Annotated in this window: 17 protein-coding genes and 2 pseudogenes; 9 read left to right on the top strand and 10 right to left on the bottom strand. The window is 69.1% G+C overall.

What is annotated here, in order from left to right; genetic code table 11:
- Window positions 1–38: 38 nt before the first annotated feature.
- Both grpE and dnaK read right to left on the bottom strand, forming a co-directional pair.
- A complete protein-coding gene (gene grpE, locus ACTWP8_RS14585; RefSeq protein WP_443322563.1) occupies window positions 39–761 on the bottom strand; it encodes a nucleotide exchange factor GrpE in 723 nt (240 codons plus the stop codon).
- The gene (dnaK, locus tag ACTWP8_RS14580) at window positions 758–2,617 is read right to left on the bottom strand and encodes a molecular chaperone DnaK (RefSeq protein WP_443322562.1); all 1,860 of its coding nucleotides are present in this window, start codon (window positions 2,615–2,617) and stop codon (window positions 758–760) included. The genes grpE and dnaK overlap by 4 nt, the downstream gene beginning before the upstream one ends.
- 287 nt (window positions 2,618–2,904) lie before the next feature.
- On the opposite strand from dnaK, the gene ACTWP8_RS14575 reads away from it, so the two are divergent.
- Window positions 2,905–5,169, top strand: a complete 2,265-nt coding sequence (locus ACTWP8_RS14575; RefSeq protein WP_443322561.1) for a heterodisulfide reductase-related iron-sulfur binding cluster — start codon at window positions 2,905–2,907, stop codon at window positions 5,167–5,169.
- 90 nt (window positions 5,170–5,259) lie between these two features.
- On the opposite strand, the gene ACTWP8_RS14570 is transcribed toward ACTWP8_RS14575, so the two are convergent.
- Window positions 5,260–8,004 carry a SpoIIE family protein phosphatase gene (locus tag ACTWP8_RS14570; RefSeq protein WP_443322560.1) on the bottom strand — a complete coding sequence of 915 codons (2,745 nt, stop codon included), beginning with the start codon at window positions 8,002–8,004 and terminating at the stop codon, window positions 5,260–5,262.
- Window positions 8,005–8,368: 364 nt separating this feature from the next.
- Here ACTWP8_RS14570 and ACTWP8_RS14565 point away from each other — a divergent pair.
- The 5 genes and pseudogenes from ACTWP8_RS14565 to ACTWP8_RS14545 form a co-directional block, all read left to right on the top strand.
- Window positions 8,369–9,658: pseudogene (locus tag ACTWP8_RS14565) on the top strand (FG-GAP repeat protein); the annotation flags it as partial.
- Between the two features lie 640 nt (window positions 9,659–10,298).
- The gene (locus ACTWP8_RS14560; protein ID WP_443322559.1) at window positions 10,299–11,279 is read left to right on the top strand and encodes a hypothetical protein; all 981 of its coding nucleotides are present in this window, start codon (window positions 10,299–10,301) and stop codon (window positions 11,277–11,279) included.
- A 170-nt stretch (window positions 11,280–11,449) separates the two neighbouring features.
- Window positions 11,450–12,727, top strand: a complete 1,278-nt coding sequence (locus ACTWP8_RS14555) for an FG-GAP repeat protein (protein ID WP_443322558.1) — start codon at window positions 11,450–11,452, stop codon at window positions 12,725–12,727.
- Window positions 12,728–12,906: 179 nt separating this feature from the next.
- Complete coding sequence (locus ACTWP8_RS14550; protein WP_443322557.1) at window positions 12,907–14,367, top strand: FG-GAP and VCBS repeat-containing protein; 1,461 nt, start codon at window positions 12,907–12,909, stop codon at window positions 14,365–14,367.
- Between the two features lie 318 nt (window positions 14,368–14,685).
- Window positions 14,686–15,651, top strand: a complete 966-nt coding sequence (locus tag ACTWP8_RS14545) for a Yip1 family protein (protein ID WP_443322556.1) — start codon at window positions 14,686–14,688, stop codon at window positions 15,649–15,651.
- A gap of 117 nt (window positions 15,652–15,768) precedes the next feature.
- Here the strand turns inward: ACTWP8_RS14545 and ACTWP8_RS14540 are convergent.
- A pseudogene (locus tag ACTWP8_RS14540) lies at window positions 15,769–16,086 on the bottom strand (phosphoribosyltransferase); the annotation flags it as partial.
- Between the two features lie 359 nt (window positions 16,087–16,445).
- Here ACTWP8_RS14540 and ACTWP8_RS14535 point away from each other — a divergent pair.
- Together ACTWP8_RS14535 and ACTWP8_RS14530 are read left to right on the top strand one after the other, a co-directional pair.
- The gene (locus ACTWP8_RS14535) at window positions 16,446–17,138 is read left to right on the top strand and encodes a hypothetical protein (protein WP_443322555.1); all 693 of its coding nucleotides are present in this window, start codon (window positions 16,446–16,448) and stop codon (window positions 17,136–17,138) included.
- A gap of 30 nt (window positions 17,139–17,168) precedes the next feature.
- Window positions 17,169–18,260, top strand: a complete 1,092-nt coding sequence (locus ACTWP8_RS14530) for a helix-turn-helix domain-containing protein (RefSeq protein WP_443322554.1) — start codon at window positions 17,169–17,171, stop codon at window positions 18,258–18,260.
- A 267-nt stretch (window positions 18,261–18,527) separates the two neighbouring features.
- Here ACTWP8_RS14530 and ACTWP8_RS14525 read toward each other — a convergent pair whose 3' ends face one another.
- From ACTWP8_RS14525 to ACTWP8_RS14500, 6 genes are all read right to left on the bottom strand, one after another.
- Complete coding sequence (locus ACTWP8_RS14525; protein ID WP_443322553.1) at window positions 18,528–19,772, bottom strand: tyrosine-type recombinase/integrase; 1,245 nt, start codon at window positions 19,770–19,772, stop codon at window positions 18,528–18,530.
- Window positions 19,773–19,814: 42 nt separating this feature from the next.
- Window positions 19,815–20,006: a helix-turn-helix domain-containing protein gene (locus tag ACTWP8_RS14520; protein WP_443322552.1), complete on the bottom strand. Its 192-nt coding sequence runs from the start codon at window positions 20,004–20,006 to the stop codon at window positions 19,815–19,817.
- A complete protein-coding gene (locus ACTWP8_RS14515) occupies window positions 20,003–21,391 on the bottom strand; it encodes a replication initiator (protein WP_443322583.1) in 1,389 nt (462 codons plus the stop codon). Before ACTWP8_RS14515 ends, ACTWP8_RS14520 begins: the two co-directional genes overlap by 4 nt.
- 295 nt (window positions 21,392–21,686) lie before the next feature.
- Window positions 21,687–21,881 (bottom strand): hypothetical protein, encoded by a 195-nt coding sequence (locus ACTWP8_RS14510; protein WP_443322551.1) that lies wholly within the window; start codon window positions 21,879–21,881, stop codon window positions 21,687–21,689.
- A complete protein-coding gene (locus ACTWP8_RS14505; protein WP_443322550.1) occupies window positions 21,878–23,182 on the bottom strand; it encodes an FtsK/SpoIIIE domain-containing protein in 1,305 nt (434 codons plus the stop codon). The genes ACTWP8_RS14510 and ACTWP8_RS14505 overlap by 4 nt, the downstream gene beginning before the upstream one ends.
- Window positions 23,183–23,536 (bottom strand): SCO3933 family regulatory protein, encoded by a 354-nt coding sequence (locus ACTWP8_RS14500; protein ID WP_443322549.1) that lies wholly within the window; start codon window positions 23,534–23,536, stop codon window positions 23,183–23,185.
- A 160-nt stretch (window positions 23,537–23,696) separates the two neighbouring features.
- On the opposite strand from ACTWP8_RS14500, the gene ACTWP8_RS14495 reads away from it, so the two are divergent.
- On the top strand, window positions 23,697–24,479 hold the full coding sequence (locus ACTWP8_RS14495) for a GntR family transcriptional regulator (RefSeq protein ID WP_443322548.1): 783 nt from the start codon (window positions 23,697–23,699) through the stop codon (window positions 24,477–24,479).
- The last annotated feature ends 282 nt before the right edge of the window (window positions 24,480–24,761 follow it).

Raw genomic sequence — 24,761 nt, 5'->3', positions numbered from 1 at the left:
GACGTCCCTCCTCTCCCGCTCTCACACCAGCTGCTGCGTCAGCCCTCGTCCGGGCCACCGCTCTCCTCGTCCGGCGCCCGGTCGTCACCTTCCGCACCACCGGCCGCACCGCCCTTGGGCTGCGCGCCGGGCTGCGGCTCGGCGACCGCGACCCGCGCGGGGCGGATCGTCCGTTCGCCGATGCGATACCCCGGCTGCAGGATGGACACGCACGTGGTCTCCGTGACGTCCGGCGCATAACTGTGCATCAGCGCCTCATGGACCAGCGGGTCGAAGGGCTCGCCCTCCTTGCCGAACTGCTGGAGGCCCATCTTGGCGGCGATGGTCTCCAGCGACTCGGCGACGGACTTGAACCCGCCGACCAGCTCACCGTGTTCCCGCGCGCGTCCGATGTCGTCGAGCACCGGAAGCAGTTCGGTCAGGAGGTTCGCGATGGCGATCTCCTTGACCGTGATCCGGTCCCGCTCGACCCGGCGGCGGTAGTTCTGGTACTCGGCCTGGAGCCGCTGGAGGTCGGCCGTACGCTCGTTCAGCGCCGTGCGCACCTGGTCCAGCTGTGCCTGCAGGCCCACTGTCTGCAGCTCGTCCCCGGCCCGGCCCGCCGGGCCCGCCTGCTCGGCGGACCCGTTGGCCTTCGCTGCCTCGTCCGGACCCTGGCGGCCCGGACCCTGGGCAGGCGAGGTGGGCCCCTCCTCGCCGAAGGGGGGCGAGGAGGGAGGGACGTCGGGCCGCTCTTCGAAGCCCGGGGTCTCCTCCGTCACGCGGCACCATCCTTCGGCTTCTCGTCGTCCACGATCTCGGCGTCCACCACGTCGTCCTCGGGCTTCGCGCCGTCAGGACCCGCGGCGCCCGCACCGGCCCCGGCCGCGCCCGCGCCCTCGGCCTGGGCGTTGGCGTACATCGCCTGGCCCAGCTTCTGGCTGACGGCGGCGACCTTCTCGGTCGCGGTGCGGATCTCGGCGGTGTCGTCGCCCTTGAGCTTCTCCTTCAGCTCGCCGACGGCCTCCTCGACCTCGGTCTTCACGTCGCCCGGGACCTTGTCCTCATTGTCCTTGAGGAACTTCTCGGTCTGGTAGACGAGCTGCTCGGCCTGGTTGCGGGTCTCGGCGGCCTCGCGGCGCTTGTGGTCCTCCTCCGCGTACTGCTCGGCCTCGCGCATCATGCGGTCGATGTCGTCCTTCGGCAGCGCGGAGCCGCCGGTGACGGTCATCTTCTGCTCCTTGCCCGTGCCGAGGTCCTTCGCGGCCACGTGCATGATGCCGTTGGCGTCGATGTCGAAGGTGACCTCGATCTGCGGGACACCGCGCGGGGCGGGCGGCAGGCCGGTCAGCTCGAACATCCCGAGCTTCTTGTTGTACGCCGCGATCTCCCGCTCGCCCTGGTAGACCTGGATCTGCACGGACGGCTGGTTGTCCTCGGCCGTCGTGAAGATCTCAGAGCGCTTGGTCGGAATGGTCGTGTTGCGCTCGATCAGCTTGGTCATGATGCCGCCCTTGGTCTCGATACCGAGGGACAGCGGGGTGACGTCCAGCAGCAGGACGTCCTTGACCTCGCCCTTGAGGACACCGGCCTGGAGCGAGGCGCCGATGGCGACGACCTCGTCCGGGTTGACGCCCTTGTTGGCCTCCTTGCCGCCGGTCAGCTCCTTGACGAGCTCGGCGACGGCCGGCATACGGGTCGAGCCGCCGACCAGGACCACGTGGTCGATCTCGGACAGCTGGATGCCGGCGTCCTTGATGACGTTGTGGAACGGGGTCTTGCAGCGCTCGAGCAGGTCGGTGGTCAGCTGCTGGAACTGAGCGCGGGTGAGCTTCTCGTCCAGGTGCAGCGGGCCCTCGGCGGACGCCGTGATGTAGGGCAGGTTGATCGTGGTCTCGGTGGACGAGGACAGCTCGATCTTGGCCTTCTCCGCGGCCTCACGGAGGCGCTGGAGGGCCATCTTGTCCTTGGACAGGTCCACGCCGTGGCCGTTCGCGAACTGCTTGACCAGGTAGTCGACGATGCGCTGGTCCCAGTCGTCACCACCGAGGTGGTTGTCGCCGTTGGTGGCCTTGACCTCCACCACCCCGTCGCCGATCTCCAGGAGCGAGACGTCGAAGGTGCCACCGCCGAGGTCGAAGACCAGGATGGTCTGGTCTTCCTTCTCCAGGCCGTACGCGAGCGCGGCCGCGGTCGGCTCGTTCACGATCCGCAGCACATTCAGGCCCGCGATCTCGCCGGCCTCCTTGGTGGCCTGGCGCTCGTGGTCGTTGAAGTACGCCGGAACGGTGATCACCGCGTCGGTGACCTTCTCGCCCAGGTACGACTCGGCGTCCCGCTTCAGCTTCTGCAGGACGAACGCGGAGATCTGCTGGGGGTTGAAGTCCTTGCCGTCCAGGTTGATCTTCCAGTCGGTGCCCATGTGGCGCTTGACCGAACGGATCGTCCTGTCCACATTGGTGACAGCCTGGCGCTTGGCCACCTCGCCGACCAGCACCTCGCCGTTCTTGGCGAAGGCCACGACGGACGGCGTGGTCCTGGCGCCCTCGGCGTTGGTGATGACGGTGGGCTCACCGCCTTCGAGAACACTGACGACGGAGTTCGTCGTGCCCAGGTCGATGCCGACCGCACGTGCCATGGTTACTTTCCTCCAGCTGACTGCTGACTTGAGCCGAACAGGCTCAAGCGTGCATGATCCCCATTTACCTGTCAACAGACCTGAGTCGAGCTTACTCAAGTCTTGTGCCCTGGGTTCTGTCAGTGCTCTGTCAAGCGAGACGGGGGATGAAGGGGAAGGGTTGCCTGGGCGACACAGATCACCGGCCGGGCGACTTCAGGAGGCCTGCGATCCTGGGTAATGTCAGGCAGACTAGAGATAAGTTACCGCTTAGTAATCTCGCTCTCGCAGGCCCGAGGAGCCCTCCCATGCAACTCGCCGCGATCATCGTGTCGCTGGTCCTCACGGCAGTCGGCGTTGCCCTGCTCGGCCGCGCCGTCGCGCAGTTCGTGCGCTTCTTCAAGCTCGGCCAGCCGGTCCCGGCGGGCAGCCGGACCGACAACCCGTACCAGCGCAGCGTGACGCTGGTGAGGGAGTTCCTCGGGCACACCCGCATGAACAAGTGGGGCATCGTCGGCATCGCCCACTGGTTCGTGGCGATTGGCTTCCTCACGCTGCCGCCGACGATCCTCACCGCGTACGGACAGCTCTTCGAGGCGGACTGGACGCTGCCGCTCATCGGAGGTTTCCTCCCCTACGAGCTCTACATCGAGTTCATCGGGGCGATGACGACGCTCGGCATCGGCACACTCATGGTGATCCGGCTGCTCAACCTGCCCTCGCGGGCCGGCCGCAAGTCGCGCTTCGCAGGCTCGACCGCATGGCAGGCGTACTTCGTCGAGTACGTCATCTTCCTGATCGGCCTCGCCATCCTGATGCTGCGCGCCCTCGAAGGCGCGCTGCACGGCGTCGACCACTACGAAGCCGCGTACTTCGTGTCGTACCCGATCACCGCGGCCCTCGACGGGCTGAGCCTCTCCACGCTGCAGAACCTCGTCTATCTCTTCGCGATGATCAAGCTCGGCACGACCATGATCTGGATGATCACTGTCTCGCTCAACACCAACATGGGCGTGGCCTGGCACCGCTTCCTGGCTTTCCCCAACATCTGGTTCAAGCGCGAGGCGGACGGCGATGTCGCGCTCGGCGCGCTCCAGCCGATGGTCTCCGGCGGCAAGCCGATCGACTTCGAAGACCCGGGCGAGGACGACCAGTTCGGCGTCTCGCAGGTCGAGCACTTCTCCTGGAAGGGCATCCTCGACTTCTCCACCTGCACCGAGTGCGGCCGCTGCCAGTCGCAGTGCCCCGCCTGGAACACCGGCAAGCCCCTCTCCCCCAAGCTGCTGATCATGTCGCTGCGCGACCACGCGCACGCCAAGGCCCCGTATCTGCTCGCGGGCGGCGGCAAGGACATGGAGGGCGAGGAAAAGGCGACCGAGGAGCAGCTGAAGGACGTACCCGCCGCCGCCCTCGCCGAGGCCGAGCGGCCGCTGATCGGGACGCTGGAGGAGAACGGCGTCATCGACCCGGACGTGCTGTGGTCCTGCACCACCTGCGGCGCCTGCGTCGAGCAGTGCCCGGTGGACATCGAGCACGTCGACCACATCGTCGACATGCGGCGCTACCAGGTCATGATCGAGTCCAGCTTCCCCTCCGAGGCGGGCACGATGCTCAAGAACCTGGAGAAGAAGGGCAACCCCTGGGGTCTGGCCAAGAAGCAGCGGCTGGAGTGGACCAAGGAGGTCGGCTTCGAGGTCCCGGTCGTCGGCAAGGACATCGAGGACCTGACCGAGGTCGACTACCTCTACTGGGTCGGCTGCGCGGGCGCACTGGAGGACCGGGCCAAGAAAACCACCAAGGCCTTCGCGGAGCTGCTGCACATCGCGGGCGTCAAGTTCGCGATCATGGGCGGCGACGAGGCGTGCACCGGTGACTCGGCCCGCCGCCTGGGCAACGAGTTCCTCTTCCAGCAGCTCGGCCAGCAGAACGTCGAGATGCTGAACATGGCCTTCGGCGAGGACGCGGACGAGGGTGTCGTCGTCGAGAAGTCCAAGAAGAAGATCGTCGCGACCTGCCCGCACTGCTTCAACACGATCGCCAACGAGTACCCGCAGCTGGGCGGCGAGTACGAGGTCATCCACCACACCCAGCTGCTCCAGCACCTCGTCGACGACGGCAAGCTGATCCCGGTCACCCCGGTCGAGGGCCTCATCACGTACCACGACCCCTGCTACCTGGGCCGCCACAACAAGGTCTACACGCCGCCGCGCGAGATCATCGCCAAGGTGCCTGGCCTGCGGAACGAGGAGATGCACCGGCACAAGGAGCGCGGCTTCTGCTGCGGCGCCGGCGGTGCGCGGATGTGGATGGAAGAGCGGATCGGCAAGCGCATCAACACCGAGCGTGTGGACGAGGCGCTGTCCCTCAACCCGGACATCGTCTCGACCGCCTGCCCGTTCTGCCTGGTCATGCTGACCGACTCGGTCAACGGCAAGAAGAACGACGGGAAGGCCAAGGAGGACCTCCAGGTCGTGGACGTGGCCCAGCTGCTGCTGGACTCCGTGAAGACCCCGGCAGAGCCGGAGGGGGACGGCGAGACGGCCGAGGAGCCGGAGCCCCAGCCGGTGAAGTGAGCTGTACGGGCCGACCGTACGAGCGGAACCGTACGCGCGGCCCCGGATGAGCGAGCCTGAGCAGCCGCTGCCGAGGACGGCAGCGGCTGCTCAGGCGTTCACGGCCGATTGCGGCAGCGGCTGCTCGGTCCAGATGACCTTCCCCTCGGCCGTGTACCGCGTCCCCCAGCGCTCCGCGAACTGCGCGACCAGGAACAGCCCGCGGCCGCCCTCGTCCGTCGTCGCGGCCCGCCGCAGGTGCGGCGACGTGCTGCTGCCGTCGGAGACCTCGCAGATGAGCATCCGGTCGCGGACCAGCCGCAGCCGGATCGGCGCGCTCGCGTAGCGGATGGCGTTGGTGATCAGCTCGCTGATGATGAGCTCGGTCGTGAAGGCCACGTCGCCCAGATCCCACTCGTCCAGCTTCTCCGCCACCGCGGCGCGCACCCGCGCAACGGCCGACGGATCGGACGGCACGTCCCACTGGGCGATCCGCGCGCCCTTCAGCACCCGCGTACGGGCCACGAGCAGCGCGATGTCGTCGCTCGGCCGCTCCGGCATCAGCACGTCGAGCACCGCCTCGCAGGTCTCCTCCGGCGTACGGTCCGGGTGGGTCTCCAGGGCGCGGTGCAGCAGCGTCAGGCCCTCGTCGAAGTCCCGGTCGCGGTTCTCGACGAGCCCGTCCGTGTAGAGGACGAGACGGCTGCCCTCGGGCAGCTGCAGCTCCGCCGTCTCGAAGGGCAGGCCGCCGAGCCCGAGCGGTGGGCTGGTGGGCAGCTCGGTGAACTCCACGCTGCCGTCGGGGTGGACGACCGCCGGTTCCGGGTGACCGGCCCTGGCCATCGTGCAGCGCTGGGAGCCCGGGTCGTAGATCGCGTACAGGCAGGTGGCCCCGGTGATCGGCACGGTGCCGCCGTCGTGGGACGCCTCGCCCTGGTCGATACGGGCGACCAGCTCGTCGAGGTGCCAGAGCAGCTCGTCGGGCGGCAGGTCGAGGGTGGAGAAGTTGTGCACCGCGGTCCGCAGGCGGCCCATCGTCGCCGCGGCGTGCAGCCCGTGACCGACCACGTCGCCCACCACCAGCGCCACCCGCGCGCCCGGCAGCGGGATGACGTCGAACCAGTCGCCGCCCACGCCCGCCTGCGCCGGCAGATAGCGGTACGCGACGTCCAGCGCGCTCTGCTCGGGAAGGATCCGCGGCAGCAGGCTGCGCTGCAGCGTCACCGCCATGGTGTGCTCGCGCGTGTACCGCCGGGCGTTGTCGATGCACAGCGCGGCGCGGGCAGTCAGCTCCTCGGCGAGGGACAGGTCCTCCTCGTCGAAGGGGTCGGGCTTCACCGAGCGCCAGAACGTGGCCATGCCCAGAATGTCGCCCCGGGCGCGCAGCGGGACCGCCATCATCGAGTGGATCCCGAACTCGACGATCTTCCGCGCCCGGCTGGGGTCCTGCGTCTGCCACCCGCTGAATGCGGTCATGTCCGCCTCGACCACTGTCTGGCCAGTGGCGAAGCCCGCGCCCTGCGGTGTGCTGGGGACGAAGGTGATCAGCTGCCCGAGCGGGTAGAACGGAGGGTCTTCGCGGATACCGCTGAGCGCCGTGCGGCGCATGGGGTGGGGTCCCGAGCGCGGGGCCATGGACTCCTCGCCGCGCAGCACGGGCTCGGTCAGGTCGATGGTCACGTAGTCCGCGAAGCGGGGAACGGCGAACTCGGCCAGCTCCTCGGCCGTCCGCGCCACATCCAGCGTCGTGCCGATCCGCACCCCCGCGTCGTACAGCAGCTTCAGGCGCTTGCGCGCGACGTCGGCGCGGCCGGAGAGTGCCCGCAGCTCGGTGGTGTCGCGCAGCGTCGCCACGCTGCCCGGCGGCCCGCCTGCCTGGTCCGTCGGCCGGAGGTTCACGGCCAGCAGCCGGTCGCCCGACAGGTGCACCTCGTCCGAGGCGACCCGCCCCGACGCCAGCAGCTGGGCCGTACGGGGATCGAGGCCGAGGTCGTTGGCATGCCGCCCCTCCGCGTCCGGAGGCAGGTCGAGCAGCCGCCGCGCCTCGTCGTTGGCGAGCACCAGCCGACCGTCGCCGCCCACGATCAGCACACCCTCGCGTACGGCGTGCAGGACCGCGTCGTGGTGCTCGTACATCCGGAACATCTCGGCCGGGTCCAGGCCGTGCGTCTGACGGCGCAGCCGCCGCGTGATGAGCGCCGTGCTGACCGCGCCGAGGGCGAGTGCCGCCGCGCCGCTGCCGAGGATCACCGGCAGGTGCCGGTTGAGCTGGCCGGTCACGTTCGCGACCTTGAGTCCGGCCGAGACCAGGCCCACGACCTTGCCGTTCTCGCCCCTCACGGGGACGACGGCCTGCACCTCCTCGCCGAGCGGGCCGTCGACGCTCTCGACGAGGACGCGTCCGGCCAGCGACGGCTCGATGGTGCCGACGAACCTCTTCCCGATCCGGTCGGGGAGGGGGTGGGTGTACCGGGTTCCCTTCGTGTCCATGACGACAATGAAGTCGACACCGGCCGCCCTCCGGGTCTGCTCGGTGATCGGCTGCAGCACGGCGCTCGGGTCGGGGCCGCTCAGGACTTCCTCGAGTTCCGGGGAGCGCGCGAAGGCCTCCGCGACGGCCACCGAGCGGTGGCGGGCCTCCCGGTCACTGTCGCTCCTGGACTGCAGCACGAGCGCCACGACGGCACCGGCGACCAGGAGCACCACCAGCACGACCTGCAGGATGAAGACCTGGCCGGCGACGGTGCGTCCGCTCAGCACGGAGCGCGCGCGCTCGCGCCGACGACTTGGGCGCCGCCGGGCGGCGAGCGACGAGCGGACCGACGAGACCCAGGATCGGCCGAAAGGACCGGCCATGTCCCCCTTTCTAGCACTGCCCGCCGCCAGTGGGCGACTGGTGTGCTGCAAGGCGTCCGGCCGTGCGCCCCCGGGCATCGCGCCATCGCCCCGGCATCGGGCCGCACGGTCTCCGCGCATCGGGCCGTACGGTCCCGGCGGCCTCACGTACGGAGCGCGGCAGCTGGACGTACGGGCCCGGCAGCCGCACCCGTACCGCCGCTCGCTGCGCCACAGCCCTGTCGCAGGACTCATCCGTCACGGTCCTCACAGGGCTTACAGCCGCTTACGCCCTTTACAACCCTTCCGCCTCATCCGCCGTCCAACAGGCACCGGTTAGGACGGGCCCTTTCCGGCCCCCCGCACCAGCCCGGCGTTCCTCATCACAAGGAGCCGCGCTGTCATCCATCAGGACACCGCGGGCGTCCCGGGCGCGGCCGAGGCGGGCGACGCCTTCGGCAGGGCCCTGGCCTCCGGCGACCTCGACGGGGACGGCTACGACGACGCGATCGTCGGAATCCCGGGCGAGGACATCGGCGCCGTGGCCGACGCGGGCGGCATCGTCATCCTGTGGGGCTCGCCGCAGGGGCTGAGCGGGGCAGCCGCCCAGTGGCTGGAGTCCGCCGCGCCCGCGGCCGGGCAGAACTTCGGCACGGGCCTGGCCGCGGCTCACTTCACCGGCGAGACACCGGGCGACCTGCTGGCCGTACTCGACCGCGACGACCTGGAGCTGTACGGCTTCGAGCCCGCCCCGCAGCCGGGTGCGGCCCGCAAGGCGACCGGGGCCGGGGAGCGGGCGACCCTCCGCGACACCGGCCGGTCGACGATGGCCGAGGAGGGCCAGCAGGCTGAGGAAGGCCAGGAGATCGTGCCGAAGTCGCTCACCACCGGCGACTACGACGACAACGGCTACGCCGACCTCGTCGTGTCCGGCGTGAGCGCGGGCGAGGAGTCGGGCCACGGCTGGTCCGTCTTCTTCGCGGGGCAGCAGGACGGCCTGGTCTACGGCCGCGACCTGCGCGGCGGCCCCGTCGCCGCCTCCGGCGACATCAACGCCGACGGCTACGACGACCTGGTCACCGGAGAGCCGACCAGCCCCGACGACGGCGGAGATGCGCTGACCGGCGGCCTCATCGGCGTCTATTACGGCGGCGCGGAAGGGCCCGCGGGCACCGAGGGGCCCGGCAGCCCGCCGCAGTGGTGGACCCAGGACTCCGCGGGCGTGCCGGGCGCGGCCGAGCGCGGTGACGGCTGGGGCACCGACCTGTCGCTGGGCGACACGGACGGCGACGGGTACGCCGACCTGGCCATCGGGGCCGCGGGCGAGGACATCGGCACGATCGCCGACGCGGGCGCGGTCTGGGTGCTGCGCGGCTCGGGCGGCGGCCTGACGACGGCGAAGGTCAAGGAGTTCAACCAGAACACCGCGGCGGTGCCGGGAACGGCCGAGAAGGCGGACCGCTTCGGCGGCCAGGTCCGCCTCGTGGACCCGAACGGGGACGGCAGGTTCGGCCTGCTCGCCTCTGCCCCCGGCGAGAACACCGAGGACGGTGTGATGTGGGTCTTCTCGGCGGGCTCGGGCGGCGTGACGGCCTCCGGCTCGTGGACATACGGCGGCCGCTCACTGGGCGCCCCGTCCGCGGACGCGCGCTTCGGCGCGGCAATCGACGACTGAGGCCCTTCCGGCGAATCAAGACGCCTGCGACCGGGCTTCTCCCAGCCGCGACGCCCGCATGCCCCTGACTCGGCGCTTCGCGCCAAACCTTCCGGGGCGTGCGGGTCGCCCGACTCGGCGGGCCCGGCGAGCGGCGTCAACGCGATCCACCGGACATGACCGGGTGCGGACCGGCTGCGACGCGCGGCAGGACACGCCGTGACCGAGGCAGCAGGCGCCGCCTGGCCACCGCACGTACCGCACAGGTGCGACACGCCTCCGGGCTCGCATGTACGACCCGCACGCCATGCGGGGGGATCGCGCCGAGCCTTCGTCCCTGAACGGGCGTGCGGGTGGCCCGGGCGCCATGCCTGGCGAGCCGGGTCGGACGCACTCCACCGGACATGACCTGCCGTGGACCGGCTGCGACGCAGGGCAGAACAATGCGCTGGGCCCAGGCAACAGACGGCGCGCCCGGCCACCACCCGCACCGCGCGCGTGCGACACGCCTCCGGGCTCGCATGTACGACCCGCACGCCATGCGGGGGAAATATCCGACCATCCTTATGTCCTTAGTGCCGCCAGTGCGAAGAATCGTCCCTTTGGGTAGTTGCCGCCGTCCTGGTGATTTCCTGAGTTCCTCCCGGGCGTTGGTTCCGGCATGGAGCCGCGGCAGTTGTGGAACCGGAACACCGTCCTGGCAGAGGCGTTCTGCCTCAGCGATGAGCACGTGCGCTCGGCGCAGAGTGCGCTGGACGAGACGCAGGCGCACCGATCGCGCCTGCTCGCCGCCTTCGCCGTGACCGTCGGCAGTGACAGCGCAGTCGCGGATCTGCTCGGGCTGAGCGAACGCGAGGTCCGCGTTGCGCGCCGCACCGTCGGCAAGGAGGACGCACGGCGCATGGCCGAGGACGTCCTGGCCGCCGCCGCGGCGGCCGGGCCGGCGGAGAGCGTGCCCGCCCCGGCGCACGAGACCGCGCACGGAGCGCACGCCGCTCACACCTCCCACACTTCCCACGGCGCCCACTCCGCACCGGCATCGCCCCAGGCGTCGGCCGCGCCGCCGCCCCCCGCCCATGCCCCGCAGCACCAGTCACACCACCAGCAGCACCACCAGCAGCACCACCAAACCCAGCACCACCAAACCCAGCACCAACAGCCGCAGCACCAGACCGCGTACCAGCAGTACGCCCACCAGGCCTCCGGTCACTTCGACGTCCAGGCGTCCGCCGCCCCCGAGTCGCCCATGGCGTCGACCGCCGAGATCCCGGTGGTGCGCGAGACGGCGTGGACCTCGGCCATGGACCTCGTCCTCATCGACAGCTGGCAGTCCGGCATCGATCTGCGGGTGCTGGCGGACGAGTTCGGCCTCGACCTCGCCCGCCTGGTCACCCGGGTCCAGCAGCTGTCCGCCGAGGGGCGCCTGACCTCCGCGCAGCCGGCCGCCGGCGCCGAGGACCGGGCGGGCCGCCACCGCCGCGACGGGAACGGAACGTCCGGCGGCTCGTACGACACGTACGGGAACGGCGTCACGCCCTCCGGGTGGGAGGCGCCGTCCACCATCCCGGACGAGATGGTCGCCTCCTACCTGCCGCCGCAGCACACCTGGCCCAACTACATGGCGGGTTCGACGGTCCGCTGAGCGGTCGGTTCGCGGGTCCGCCACCCCGAACCCCCTTCCGCAGCGGGCGACTTCGACGCCGACCGCGCCGAATCGAATCCACCTCCGCGCCATCCCCCCACAACCCTTCGTACGCCTCACGGGTCACACCCACGGAACGCCGCGTTCCGTCCCCCTCCCCAGGAGTCCCCGTGCGCGTACGCACCTTGGCCATCGCCACGGCGGTCATCGCCGCCACCGGCCTCGCCCTGCTCGTCAGCCCCACGGCTACCGCCGCTCCCAGTGCCCCCGCCGCCCGCCGCGACGACTTCAACGGTGACGGCATACGCGACCTCGTCACCGCAACCCCAAAGGCGCCGGTGGACGGCAAGGCCCGCGCCGGGCACGTCGTCGTGACGTACGGCTCGACCTCCGGCGTCTCGCCCTCCCGTTCCGTCACCATCACCCAGAACTCTCCGGGCGTGCCCGGTGCGGCCGAAGTCTCACGAGGCGTGGCGGTGGCGGACCTCGACGGGGACGGGGGAGCGAACCTCGCCGTCGTCAGCGGCACCTGGCTGTGGTGGTTCGCCGACGGCTTCACGCGTACCGCGCCCTCCCGCGCCCTGGAGGCCGAGGGCGGATTCGGCGGGGCGACCGTGACCCCGGACGACGTGATCGCGGGGGACTTCAGCGACACGGACGGCGCGGATCTGGTGGTGCACGGCACGGACTCCTCCCCGTCGGGGTCCGGCAGCTGGCTCGGCTACTACACGGGCGGGCCCGGCGGCGTGGCGTACAACAAGGACCTGGCGCCCGGCAGGACCGCGACCGGCGGCACGGCGGCCGCGGGCGACATCGACCGGGACGGCTACGCGGACCTGGTCACCGGCCAGGGCAGCCGGCTCGCGGACGACGTCCCGGACCCGTCGGGCGGCGCGGGTTCGGTCACCGTACGGTACGGCGGCCCCGGCGGCCCAGCCGCCGGCCGCACCCCCGTCACGTACCACCAGGGCACCCCGGGCGTCCCCGGCGACAACGAGCTCGCCGACAACTTCGGCGCGGCGGTGGCGGTCGGCGACGTGACGGGGGACGGCTACGCGGACGTGGCGGCCGGCGCACCGTACGAGGACGTGAGCGGCGTGCGGAACGCCGGGAACGTGGTGCTGCTGAAGGGCGGTGCGGACGGGCTCACGACCGCCGGGGCGCAGTCCTTCCACCAGGCCACGGCCGGGGTGCCGGGCGCGGCCGAGGCGGGTGACCACTTCGGCAGCGCGCTGCACACCGCGGACGTCAACGGGAACGGCAAGGCGGACGTGGCGATCAGCGGGTCCGGCGAGGACGTGACGCCCGGCGGGTACGAGGACGGGGCGGTGTGGGTGCTGCGCGGCTCGGCGGCCGGGCTGACGGCGAGCAACGCGACGTCCTTCAGCGCACCGTCCTTCGGCTTCACCTTCGCGGACTGCAAGTTCGGCTCGGTGCTGAGCGACTGACCGCCGGCAGGGTCACGTAAAAAGTCGTCCGTTCCGTACAACCCTTGGCCCTCGGCCGCGGTCTCCTGATCGCCAACCGCGACCCAACCTCGGATTAACTCCGGGCGAACGCAGCGGATTGGCGCCCCATTGTCTCCGGGATGCCTGTGTGCATCCCCGCATGCCCAGGAGAACTCCGCATGCACAAGCGTTTCCGCACCGCCGCTCTGGCCACGGCCACCGCGACGGCCCTCACCGGCGGCCTGCTGACGGTCACCGCGGGTGTGGCGGCCGCCGCGCCGTCCGGCCTGCACGGCGACTTCAACGGCGACGGCTACCGGGACGTCGCCGTCTCGGCGGCCGGCGCCTCCGTCGGCGGCAGGTCCCAGGCGGGCCAGCTCATCGTCCAGTACGGCTCCGCCACCGGCCTCAGCGCCGCCAAGCGCACCGTCATCAGCCAGAACAGCACCGGCGTGCCCGGCACCGCGGAGGCGGGCGACTACTTCGGCGCCGACACCGCGTACGGCGACTTCAACGCCGACGGCTATGCCGACATCGCTACCGGCGCGGCCGGCGAGGACGTCAACGGCGACACCGACGGCGGCACGGTCGTCATCCTCTGGGGCTCGGCCGCCGGCCTGTCAGGCGGCACGACGGTCCCCGACCCGACGCCCACCCAGCACGACCGGTTCGGCCGCGGCCTGGAGGCCGCCGACTTCAACGGCGACGGCAAGGCCGACCTGGCCATCGGCTCGTCCTCCGCCACCCTCCAGATCTACCGGGGCGGCTTCGCCAAGTCCGGTACCACCGGCGGCCGTTACACCGTCACCCCCGCGATCCTCGGCGGCGGCGACACCGGCCCGCTCAATCTCACCTCCGGCGACGTCAACGGCGACCTGACCGCGGACCTCGTCGTGGACGGCTACGAGGCGGAGCCCAGCGGCGAGAACCACTGGAACGCCAACTACTACGTCCCCGGCTCCGCCTCCGGCCTCGACGCCTCCGGCGCGGTCAAGCTCCCCGCGGGCATCATCACCGCCATCGGCGACACCGACAGCGACGGCTACGGCGACATCGTCATCGGCATGAGCTGGGACTCCGAGGTCCCCGGCTCGTCCACGGGCGGCAAGGTCAACGTCGTCCACGGATCGGCCTCCGGCCCGAGCGGCGAGCAGACCACGATCACCCAGAACACCGAAGGCGTTCCGGGCTCCTCCGAGACGGAGGACAGCTTCGGGAACGAGCTGAGCCTCGGCGACATCAACGGGGACGGTCACCTGGACCTGGCCATCGGCGCGTACGGCGAGAGCCTCGACGGGATCGCGTACACCGGTGCCGTCACTGTCGTCTACGGGTCCGCCGCCGGCCTCGACCCAAGCGCGGGCAGCCAGTTCTTCAGCCAGGACACCGCGGGCGTGCCCGGCTCCAACGAGGCCGAGGACCTCTTCGGCAGCGACGTCCAGCTCGCCGACGTCAACGGCGACGGGAAGGCGGACCTGACCGTCGGCGCCGGGGGCGAGAACGGCGGCAACGGCTCCGTCACGGGGCTGCTGTCCGACGGCACCGGCATCGGCACGACGGGCGCGGTCTCCCTCTCCCCGTCGGCCGTCGGCGTCTCGACGGCGGGCTCGCCGGGGTACGGCTGGAACTTCGCCAACTGACGCCACTCAGCGGCCGGTTCCGGCTCCGTTACGGCGGGGCGGGGACCGGGCGGGGTCAGGGTGGGACGGGTCGGGGCCGGGGCCGGGGCCGGCGGGCGGGCCGCCGAGCCACTGAGCCGACGGCTGACGGCTGACGGCTGAGCGCTGACGGCTGAGGGCTGACGGCCGTGGGTCGGCGCGGGTCTCACTTGCGCCCCCCTGCCGAGCTGCGGTTATCCCCTCAGGGTCCCCCTAGGGGATGTCACAGCTCGGCAGCAAACCCGGGCCCGATCCTTCGGCCCGGCCGCGGCGATCCGCGCGACCAGGTACGTTCGAATGGTGGCTCGATTCAGGATGGGACGCGGCCGGAACTCCGCGCAGCAGCAGGGGCAGCAGCCGTACGGTCAGCAGTACGGGGGGCAGCCCGCACCCCCGCACGCTCAGCAGTGGTCGCGCGGCGCCGGGCCAGGCGGACAGCGCGGACAAGGCGGACATGGCGGACAACGGGGACACGGCGGCGGCCGGGACGAGCCGGAGTACTTCGGCGCCCCGGACCAGGGCTACGACCCGTACGCCGGACACGCGGGCCCCGGCCACGACCCGTACGCCAACAACCCGGGCCACACCCAGGCGTTCAGCATCGGCGAGGCCCCGGACGCGTACGGCCGGGGCGGCGGCTACGACCCGTACGGCGACGGTTACGGCGACGGCGGCGACCACGTCGGCACGTACCGCGCCGGCCACGCCACGGCCCCGCCCGCCGGCCCCCGCCTGCACTGGAAGCAGCTGCTGAGCGGCATCGTGCTGCGCCCCGGCCCCACCTTCATGCAGATGCGGGACTACGCGGTGTGGGGCCCGGCGCTCATCGTCACCTTCCTCTACGGCATGGTCGCTCTCTTCGGCTTCGACGAATTCCGCGAGAACGCCCTCAACACCACGCTCTCCAGCAGCATCCCGGCGGTCGTCGGAACCGGTGTCGCCATGATGATCAGCGGTCTGCTGATGGGCACGGTGACCCACACGCTGGCCCGGCAGCTGGGCGGCGACGGCACCTGGCAGCCGACAGTCGGCCTCTCCATGCTGATCATGTCGATCACCGATGCGCCACGGCTGCTCTTCGCCCTGTTCCTGGGCGGGAGCAGCTCCTTCGTGCAGATGCTGGGCTGGGCGACCTGGCTGGCGGCGGCCGCGCTCTTCACCTCGATGGTGAGCAAGTCGCACGACCTGCCGTGGCCGAAGGCGCTGGGCGCGTCGTCCATCCAGCTGATCGCCCTCCTGATCCTGATCAAGCTCGGCAACCTGTAGCGGGGAGCGCGTACGGGCGCGTACGCGGACGGCCCCCCCGACACGGCCGGGGGCCTTCCCGCATGTGCGGTACGCCGCCGCAGCTTGCTCGCGTTGCCTCCGGCCGGCTCCCGGAGTTCAGGCGTCGAGAATCTGCCCCTCACGCCGAACGACAGGCGGCTCGACCGACCACGGGAAGTCGACCCAGCGGTCCGTCCTCCTCCAGACGTACTCGCACTTCACGAGCGAACTCGGCTTCTCGTAGATCACCGCGCACCGCACGTCCGCGACGTGCCCCGCACAGAAGTCGTGCACGAGCTTGAGGGTCTTGCCCGTGTCGGCGACGTCGTCGGCGACGAGGACCTTCTTCCGGCTGAGGTCCACGACGTTGGGGACGGGCGGCAGCATGACGGGCATCGCGAGGGTGGTCCCGACGCCGGTATAGAACTCCACGTTAAAGACCAGAAGCGCAGTCACCAGGCAATATTCTTGATCACTGCGGCTTGAGTCAGCACCAGCTCAGTACGCCTCTCGGCGAGGATCAGCACGAAGGCACCGCCCCAGACGAGCCCCCGACCCGTGGCCCGCCTTGAGACGGAAGCGGGCGCGGTGCAGGTGCACCGCCGTCGGCTCACCGCTAACCAGTAGAGTCTCGCCCATGCGTTCGATACGAGCGGGCCGGGCTAGCCTGCCAAATCAAACGGGCATTCGAGGATGTCGAGTCGCCGCACGTTGTCGGAGGGGGCATGTACGCTAACTTATAGTTTCGGCCCCTCATTCGAGGGCCCGCATCCATAAGCGCCCCTGGAGGCAGGATGACCAGTCTGGAATCGGCGTACGAGCCGAGTCGGTACGAGGCGGAGCTGTCGCGGCTTGGTCTCCGATCAGAGACCATCAAGCAGGGGCTGGGGGCGAGCAACACCGAACGCAGCCTCTGCTCGAAGAAGCATGCCGCTCGCATCGCGCCCGGTATATATGCCTACAACGGACTGGTCACCAGTCTCAGCAAGCAGCTTACGGATGAGGGCTGGGATCGTGTCGATCTTGCAGGCGTGCTTCCCATCATGCTGAACCCCAGCACCCGAGTGGCCCTCGGTGTGACGAGCGGCAACGCCATGACCGGTATCCGGTCCGGCCGGCAGCAGCCAAGCTCTCGCTACCCGAAGGGGGAGCTGACCAGGAAGCTGGTAGGTAGGAATGTATCCCCGGGGCAGATCGAGTTGCTTGAGCGCTCCGCCTTCCAGGTGGACGAACTGCCGACTGACGAGCTGGCGGGTTACAACATCTGGTTGCTGCTGGTCTACTTTGACCAGCAGCAACAGGAGATTCGGCATGAGGTTTCTCTCCCCGAGCGGCTGAACGTCAAGGGGTACGTGAAGGACTGGTATGCCCGAATCACGCCGCAGGAGTTCTACTCGGTCGGTGGCGGAGAGTTCGAAATCAATGGGGATGACCCGAATGACGGATTCGGGCCGCCCGACGTCGTTGTGCCGGTCGAACCGCGCTAGGTGGATCGGCCAAACAAGGAAGATGAGGCTATGTTCACTCCATCCCGGTTGACTCTGGCTCGCAAGCGTCGAGGAATGACCCTTGTTGAGCTGGGTGACCGAGTTGGAGTGAGCAGCCAAAGTATCTCTAATTATGAGCGCGCGCGGCAGCAGCCTTCCACTGTGACTTTGCATAAGATTGCAGATGAGCTAGAGTTTCCCGTATCCTTTTTCAGTGCGGCAGAAATTGACGAAATTGACATCAGATCTGTCAATTTCCGTGCAAGAAGCAAGCTTGCCGCGTCTACCCGAGAGGCCGCTCTATCTGAATCTAGGCTTGCGGTAGAGCTTAGTCATTGGATGGATCGAAGGTTCAAGCTTCCTGATGTCGACATGCCCACCCCGGGCAGGAAGATGACTCCGGCGCTGGCCGTGGACTATCTACGCTCAGCATGGCGCCTGGGTGAGGACACGCCCATAAAGAACATGGTGCACCTCGTTGAGGCGCACGGGGTAAGGGTATTTTCCCTGGCGCCAGAATATCCCGAAGTGGATGCCTTCTCTTTCTGGCGTGATGGTCGACCCTTCATTTTCCTCAACACGCTCAAATCTGCCGCTCGTAGTCGTTTCGATGTGGCACATGAGCTAGGGCACCTCGTGATGCATTTTGATGACGACGCCGGCGTCCGCACGAGGGCTGCGGAGAAAGAGGCGGATGAGTTCGCCTCCAATCTCCTTATGCCTAGGCGTAGTCTGGCTGCTCGCGTGCCAGATAATCCAACCACTGACCAGATCATTAGAACCAAGAAATATTGGAATGTTTCGGCTCTGGCACTCACTTACCGTTTGCATTCTCTAGGCAGGCTAAGTGAATGGCAATACCGGCAGACCGTAATTGAGCTGGGTCGGCTTGGCTATCGCATGGGAGAGCCTGATGGAGGGCCGCACGAATCCTCCACCCTACTGCAGAAGGTATTTGGATTCTTGAGAGATCAAGGCGTCACTTCTCGTCAAGTCGCTAACGAGCTGGATAGCACTTTGAAGGAATTGAATAGCTGGGTCTTTGGTCTCGTTGTAACAGCTAAGGCTGGCGAGGGTCACCCGACGGACGCAAAGCGTCCCCGCTTGCACCTTGTCAAGTAGCTGTGACCTGCAGCTGTCAACGGTTGTCAGCGTTGGCAGTCGTGTGCGCCCTCGCATGGCCCAGTGCCTCGCCCGGCTCGGGTCAACTGCGTCCGTCAGCCTGGTGCTGCCGGTCCCGCCATGCATCCACCGGCCGCATCGCAGGCTTGCATCACGGCTGATATCAGAGGGAAAGCACTACGACGTCGGGCCCGGCGGGGACCCGGGCCGCGAGCGCCGAGCGGGAGCGAGCCGCCTTGATGAAGCAGAGAGAGTTGTATCGCAGCGCTAGTCGCCCTGGCTGAGGGCTCGGAGAGGCTCAACGTGCACCCGCGCGAGAGCTTCCGAAAGATCAGTCGCCACGGCCAGCGCCACAGCCCCTTTGATCCGCTCCTCCGCCCCTGGCAGCAGATGCACATAGACATGCTCAGTTGTCTTGCTGCTCGCGTGGCCCATCCACTTCGCCAGCTCGGGGAGCGGCACCCCTGCCCCGATGGCCACCGAGGCGAAGTAGTGGCGCAGAGACTTGGGAGTCAGCTTCCGGTCTTCCAGCCCAGCCTTTTCGATGGCCTTGTTCCACCGGGTTTGGAAGGTCGTACGGGCCGGGAACCGGCCCGCGTAGGTCTCCGACTCGTAGAACCACCCCTCGTCACCCCATGTCCCATACGTGCTGAGGTGATCACTCCACGCGCTACGCGCGATATCCGGCACGGGCACGAGACGACCGTTTCTCGACCACTTGACTTCACTGCGAATTGCTGTCTTCCGACCAGCCCCTTCGTTCTCGCCGAAGGTGGATAGCTGAGCATTCACCGCGAAGAACCCTGTTTCCTGGTCCCATTTCGCTTCGCACAGGGCCAGGGCCTCGCCTACGCGGTGGCCGCACCCCGCCATGCTCCAGATCGACGAGCGGTAGTAAGGCCGGATGCTCTCGAAGATCGCTTCCACTTCGCCCGTAGTCGGCACCTCAGACGGATCAATGGGCCGGTAAGCGGGATCCTTACGCTTGCGCGGGTCCGCCTTCTTACACGGGTTGCGCGCAATGATCTCCGCCTCCCATGCGTACTTGAACACAGACGCAAGGATGATCTTGCGCGTGTGAATCCCGTACGGCTTGTAACCCTTCTCCTTCTGGGCGGTCTCCCATTGCGTGATGTCGCTCGCGGTTATGGCTCCGATCGCGCGAGTCCCGAAGAATTCTGCGAAGTGATTCTTGTAGATGCTGCGGTATTGGACGCGCGACGACTCCGCAAGCGCGTTGTCATCAGCCCCAGCGTTTAACCACTCCTGCCACACATCTGCGAATGTGCGCTGAGACTGCTTGGGGTCGATGTAGGAGCCGGTGTCCTTCTCGCGCTCAACCTTGCGCTCAAACTTCTCAGCGAGCCTCTTTCCAGCTGAGCCCCTCTCGAACGACTTCTCCCGCTGTCGCCCCGACCGCCCGCCTGGCTCACGCCACCGGACCAGCCACGGGTGCGGGCAACGGTCCCACGCCGTGACCTGGCACTCGCAACGCTTGATGACAGAACCCATGAACTGATCCCCTCCGGTCGGCACTGACTCAGCACGAAGATTCTACACGCGATCATTGATCACTTGGCGCTCTATCCAGTTCTCCAAGTCCCTTTGCCTGAACCGGAGATGCTTGCCAACGCGGTACCCCTTGAGGCCCCACACGCGCCAGTTGCTGTAGAGAGTGCTGAGCTTCACCGCCAGGAACTCAGCCGTCTCCGGGGGCGTAAGCAGCCGGTTTGATCCGCCCCTCATGCGGCACCACCGCCACCCGACACTTCGTAACGCGCGAACTCACGATTGAGAGCGAGGTCTTCGGCGATGCCTGCTGCGATGAGTGCTGCGCCCGGGGTGTGGCCTGAGCCGACGTAGCGCCAGTGGGCATCGGTGACCGTGCCAAGGTCATCGGCGGATATCGCCTCGGGGCGTCGGTGCGCCGCGCGCTCCGCTCGAAGCGCCGTGTACGTGGTCGAGTACCGGCGCGACTTGGTGAGGATGTGGCCGCGGTAGCCGAGACTGTGAGCCCAGGCGCGCAGGCGCAGCGGCTCCAGCTCAGGGAGGCTGCCGAGCCGCCAGCAGGTGTGCATGAGGGTTCGGACGTGCGGAGATACGGGCGCGTGGTTGATGTCGTCCGTGGTGGTGACGCGGTGGTCGGTGCCGCCGGCGGATCCGGCAGCACCCGCGCCCTTGGTGACGTACTTGGCCACGTACGCGGCTACCGCCTCGTCGGCCAGCTCGTCAGGGCCACCGAAGGCCCGCAGCGGTCGAACATCGAGTTGCGCGCCCCAGGTCAGTTCGTGTTCGCCCAGGGCCCTGCTATAGGGGGTGCACAGGCGCACGGCCGCCGCAGCAGTCCGCACGATGTCGGCCAGCAGATCCGCACCGACCCAGACCGGGGGGTCATCGACCGGGCCGCGCGCACCGTCGAGGCGTACGACGGCATGTACGTGGACGGCCGCGCGGCTCTGGTACTCAGCGACTTTGGCGTAGGAGATGCGCACGGTGCGGCGCAGGCCGGTTCGGGTGTGTCCGGTGCGTGCGGCGAGGTGGTTGTAGAGGTTGTCGGTGAAGGCTTTCCACAGCCGTCCGGCGTGCGCGTGCCAGAGAACGTGCCCGGCATAGTTGTAGCAGTCGGGGCACAGCGGCTGGCCGACGACCGGATCGGCCTCGGTGTGGATGACCGAGCAGCCGAGCGGACGCCCGTGTTCGCACTCGCCTGCCGCGCGTCGAGGGCGGCAGCGTTCGCCGTCCGCAGCGTGGTGCACGGGCCCGAACGAGGGCGCCGTCAGGGTGACGAACAGCCGGGGTCTGTCGCGCACGTCGGTGGGGACGTTCTTGCCGCCGGTGAGTCCGGCGCGGACGAGGTGGTAGGTGTCGCCCGCGTGGAGGCGTGAGCAGGCCGGGCACACGGTGGCGCGGCGGTTGCGGCAGCGGACCAGGAGCCGTTCCCCGGGTTCGGCGGAGGTGTCGTAGTGGTGGAGCACGGTGCCGGTGGCGGCGTCGTAGACGGTGGTGGAGCCGGTCAGGTGGATGGGGTGGGCGCAGCCGCCGGTGGCGGTGATCTGCTCCAGCCAGCGGCCGAATTGCGGATCGTTGGCCCGGCGTATCAGGTCCTGGTCGACCTCGGTGAGTTGGCGCAGGCGCGCCGCGCGGTCGAGTGCGGCGCGCCTGTCCGCCGACGTTACGTCGGGGGTGATGGTGGGGACCTCCCAGGGTGGGCCGCCGTAGCGGCACGGGTGGATGGGGTTGGATGGGGTGCCTCCATGGCGATCACTCCTCGATGGTTCGGTCGTGCGGTTGGTCAGCGGATGGTTCCCTTGCCCCGGCAGCAGCGGCAGCGCCGCTTACGTCCGTTGCGGGTGATGCGGTAGCGCTCGCCCTTGCAGATGGGGCAGCGCACACGGCGCATGGGCACGAAGGCGCGTGCTCCTTTCGCTAGGTGTGGATGAAGCCGGAGAGGACCCAGTTCACGACGCCGAGCACGGCCCAGCCGATCGGCGTGAGCGCGGTGTAGAAGCCGAACAGGCCAATCAGCACGGCCTCCCACGCCTTCACATCACGGGAGCGGACCAGGAGGACGGTGATGATCCCGAAGACCACCACCAGCGGCATCGCGGCCGATGCACTCACGCCTGCTCACCTCCTGTCGGTGCTTCCAGGGCGCGGGTCACGCCGAGGATTTCGGGGGTGATCTCCCGGTATTCCTCGGCGATCTGCCGGGCCTCTTCGGTGGTGGTCAGGTGGGAGCGGGCCCGGCCCCAGCCGCCGTCCGTGGCTGTGCACACGGCAACGCCCTTCTCCTCCGGGCTGATCGACTGGGCCACCACCACGGCGTCTTTGTTCAGGTCCCCGAGGGCCATTTCGGCTGTGCCGGGGTCGTTGACGCGGTGGCAGATCCGCCCTGAGAGCTGGGCGCGCAGCGCGGTGACCCCGGGCCCGAGGTCGGAGCCGACCCGCTGCCCGGCGACCACCAGATGCACCCCGAGCGCGGCACCGAGCTGGGCCAGACGCAGCAGGGAGGTCGAGCACCGCTCCGCTTCCACCCGGCCCTCCCGGGTGCCATCGGACAGGTACAGCTCGGCCAGCTCGTCGACCAGGACCGCGATCGGCACCGGCCGCAGCTTCTCGGGCAGTTCCCAGATCGACCGGGCCCCGGCGGCGCGGCAGGCGTGCATGCGTGCCTGCACCTCAACCACCAGGGCGCCCAGCACCGCCACCGCCTCACGACGTGAGGTGGTCAGCGCCGACAGCCGCGCGCCGAACAGGCCCAGTTCCATGCCGCCCTTGCAGTCGATCCCCACCAGCGCCACCGGCTGCGGCGCCAACTCGGCCACCAAGCGCGCAAGCAGCGTGGACTTCCCGGACTGAGTGGCGCCGACGATGAGCCAGTGCGGCACCTGACGCAGGTTCATCACCCACGGCCCACCGGACTCCAGCACCCCGACCAGCGCTGAAAGGAGCGCGGCCGGAGCCGACGCCCGGCCCGGACGCTGAAGCGGATCACCGGCCGTGGCGACGAGCAGCACCACGCCGCGTTCGGGCGAGGTGACCCGTACGGCGTGCACGCGCCAGGCATGCGCGAGTGCATCGGCCGCCGCGATGAACGGCGCCGGGGTCTGCCCCGGGTGCAACCGCACCACCAGCGACAGGCCGTTGCGGGTAGCGCGGGGGAAGGAGATCCGCGGCGCCACCGGCCGCAGCGCCTCACCCTTGACCGCCAAGCTGCCGAGCACGGCCCGGGTGGGCTGCGGCGCCACCGACAGATCGTTGAGCCGCGCGACCTTGCGCCAAGTGGCCAGCACCCGCACGGCGGTAACCGGGTAGCCGGTGAGGATCCAGAACCACGCCGGATGCTTCTGCCGCAGCGCGGACCCGGCGACCAGCAGCCAGGCCAGCACGGCGAGAACGAACGCGAGTGCGATGGGGCCCATTTAGGCACCACCCGCCTTCCCGCCACCGGCCGAGGACGACGCCGGGACGGGGGTGATAGCGGCGGCGCGGAAGCTGATTCCGTGCCGGTCACCCATCGACCAGGCAAACGCCTCCAGCCCAGTCACGCGAACGGGCATGCCCTCTTCGACGCCCTTCGGCTCCCCGGTCACCGAGATCTCGATGACAGAGACCCGGCGTCCGTCCTGACGTACCGTCACGGCCACGGTGTAGATCGTGTTGCCGTCCCGGTCCTTCTTGACCTCCTTGCTTTCGAAGTCCGCGATCTTCGGTTCCGGCTTGACCACGCACATCAGCGCGCCCAGCCGGGACGTGTCCACAGGTATGGACTGCATGTGTTGTCGGCCTCCCTGGCCATCCAGGACGACAGCAGGCACGCTGTCGTCACTCGTCATTACGAGTGACGACTATGCGGCTCTAGCGCCGGGAGAGTCAAGCACTTATGCTGACGAGTGACGTTAAGGAGACCGACGACACACGACAGGAGACCCACGCATGGGAGAGATCCAGCGGCCCGGAGCGCTGTACCAGCAGGTCGCCGCCGCCATCCGCGACGCCATCACCGCAGGTGAGTTCCCGCCCGGCAGCCCGCTCCCCTCCGAGACCCAGCTCATCGACCGCTACAAGGTCTCCCGCCCCACCGTCCGCAACGCCATCGCCGCCCTCCGCTCAGAAGGACTCATCGAAGTCCGCCACGGCAAGGGCTCGTTCGTCCGCGCCGCCGCCGCACCTGCGGTGACCATCGAGCGGAACATCACCCGCAACGGCTCCGACCGTTTCGTCACCCACACCGGCACTGTCTGGGATCACGAGCAGGAACCGGCCGTCTACCGCACCCAGACCACCGCCGTCACCGGGCCGCTCCTCCAACTCCCCGAGGGTGAAGCACTCTTCGGCTGCGACCGGCTGATGATCGACCCGGGCACCGGGACCCGGCTGCTGCATCGCACTCTGATCCCGTTCGCCACTGCCGAAGGCACCCCGCTGGCCGACGCGCCCGACACCGAACCCGCAGAGATCTACGCCCTGCTCACCAAGGTGGGGCACAAGCTGTCGTGGTCGGAAACCGTCCGCGCCCGGATGCCCCTCCCCGACGAGCGCACCGCCCTGGAGCTCCCCGACGCCACACCGGTTGTTCACACATTGCGGATCACCCAGGGCGCCGAGGACGCTCCCCTGATCCTCGAAGAGCTACGGGCCAGCGGCGACCGTGCCCAGCTCTCCTACCGCATCACTGCTGATCCCCCGCGACGTTTGCGCAGCGTCAAGAACGCGTAGTCGGCGAATACGGCTCCCTATCCCCGTCTCAAGGAGAGGTGCGCGCGTTCGCCATCACCGCGTGCGAACTGTCGCTCCAGAGCCCCGACGTTCCTCCACGTCGCTGTCCGCATGCGTAAGGCGTGAGCTGGGACAGTGCAGACACCGGCTGAACGGCAACAGGACATTAGCTGAGAAACCCCAGCGCCCCGGGGCGAGAGTCAGCAACGCCCGACAGGGATGCAGCCCGCTGCGTCCAGGCGCAGGCTGGTGGTATGGGTCAGCGTCGCCCCGAGGCTGCAG

The organism is Streptomyces sp. 7N604, from assembly GCF_052245475.1.
GTDB lineage: Bacteria > Actinomycetota > Actinomycetes > Streptomycetales > Streptomycetaceae > Streptomyces.
This window is presented reverse-complemented; position numbering and strand designations above follow the sequence as displayed.

Coding starts and splice junctions, on each gene's coding strand:
- dnaK (WP_443322562.1), bottom strand. CDS start 2,617: ATGGCACGTGCGGTCGGCATCGACCTGGGCACGACGAACTCCGTCGTC.
- ACTWP8_RS14575 (WP_443322561.1), top strand. CDS start 2,905: ATGCAACTCGCCGCGATCATCGTGTCGCTGGTCCTCACGGCAGTCGGC.
- ACTWP8_RS14570 (WP_443322560.1), bottom strand. CDS start 8,004: ATGGCCGGTCCTTTCGGCCGATCCTGGGTCTCGTCGGTCCGCTCGTCG.
- ACTWP8_RS14560 (WP_443322559.1), top strand. CDS start 10,299: ATGGAGCCGCGGCAGTTGTGGAACCGGAACACCGTCCTGGCAGAGGCG.
- ACTWP8_RS14550 (WP_443322557.1), top strand. CDS start 12,907: ATGCACAAGCGTTTCCGCACCGCCGCTCTGGCCACGGCCACCGCGACG.
- ACTWP8_RS14535 (WP_443322555.1), top strand. CDS start 16,446: ATGACCAGTCTGGAATCGGCGTACGAGCCGAGTCGGTACGAGGCGGAG.
- ACTWP8_RS14530 (WP_443322554.1), top strand. CDS start 17,169: ATGTTCACTCCATCCCGGTTGACTCTGGCTCGCAAGCGTCGAGGAATG.
- ACTWP8_RS14525 (WP_443322553.1), bottom strand. CDS start 19,772: ATGGGTTCTGTCATCAAGCGTTGCGAGTGCCAGGTCACGGCGTGGGAC.
- ACTWP8_RS14520 (WP_443322552.1), bottom strand. CDS start 20,006: ATGAGGGGCGGATCAAACCGGCTGCTTACGCCCCCGGAGACGGCTGAG.
- ACTWP8_RS14505 (WP_443322550.1), bottom strand. CDS start 23,182: ATGGGCCCCATCGCACTCGCGTTCGTTCTCGCCGTGCTGGCCTGGCTG.
- ACTWP8_RS14500 (WP_443322549.1), bottom strand. CDS start 23,536: ATGCAGTCCATACCTGTGGACACGTCCCGGCTGGGCGCGCTGATGTGC.
- ACTWP8_RS14495 (WP_443322548.1), top strand. CDS start 23,697: ATGGGAGAGATCCAGCGGCCCGGAGCGCTGTACCAGCAGGTCGCCGCC.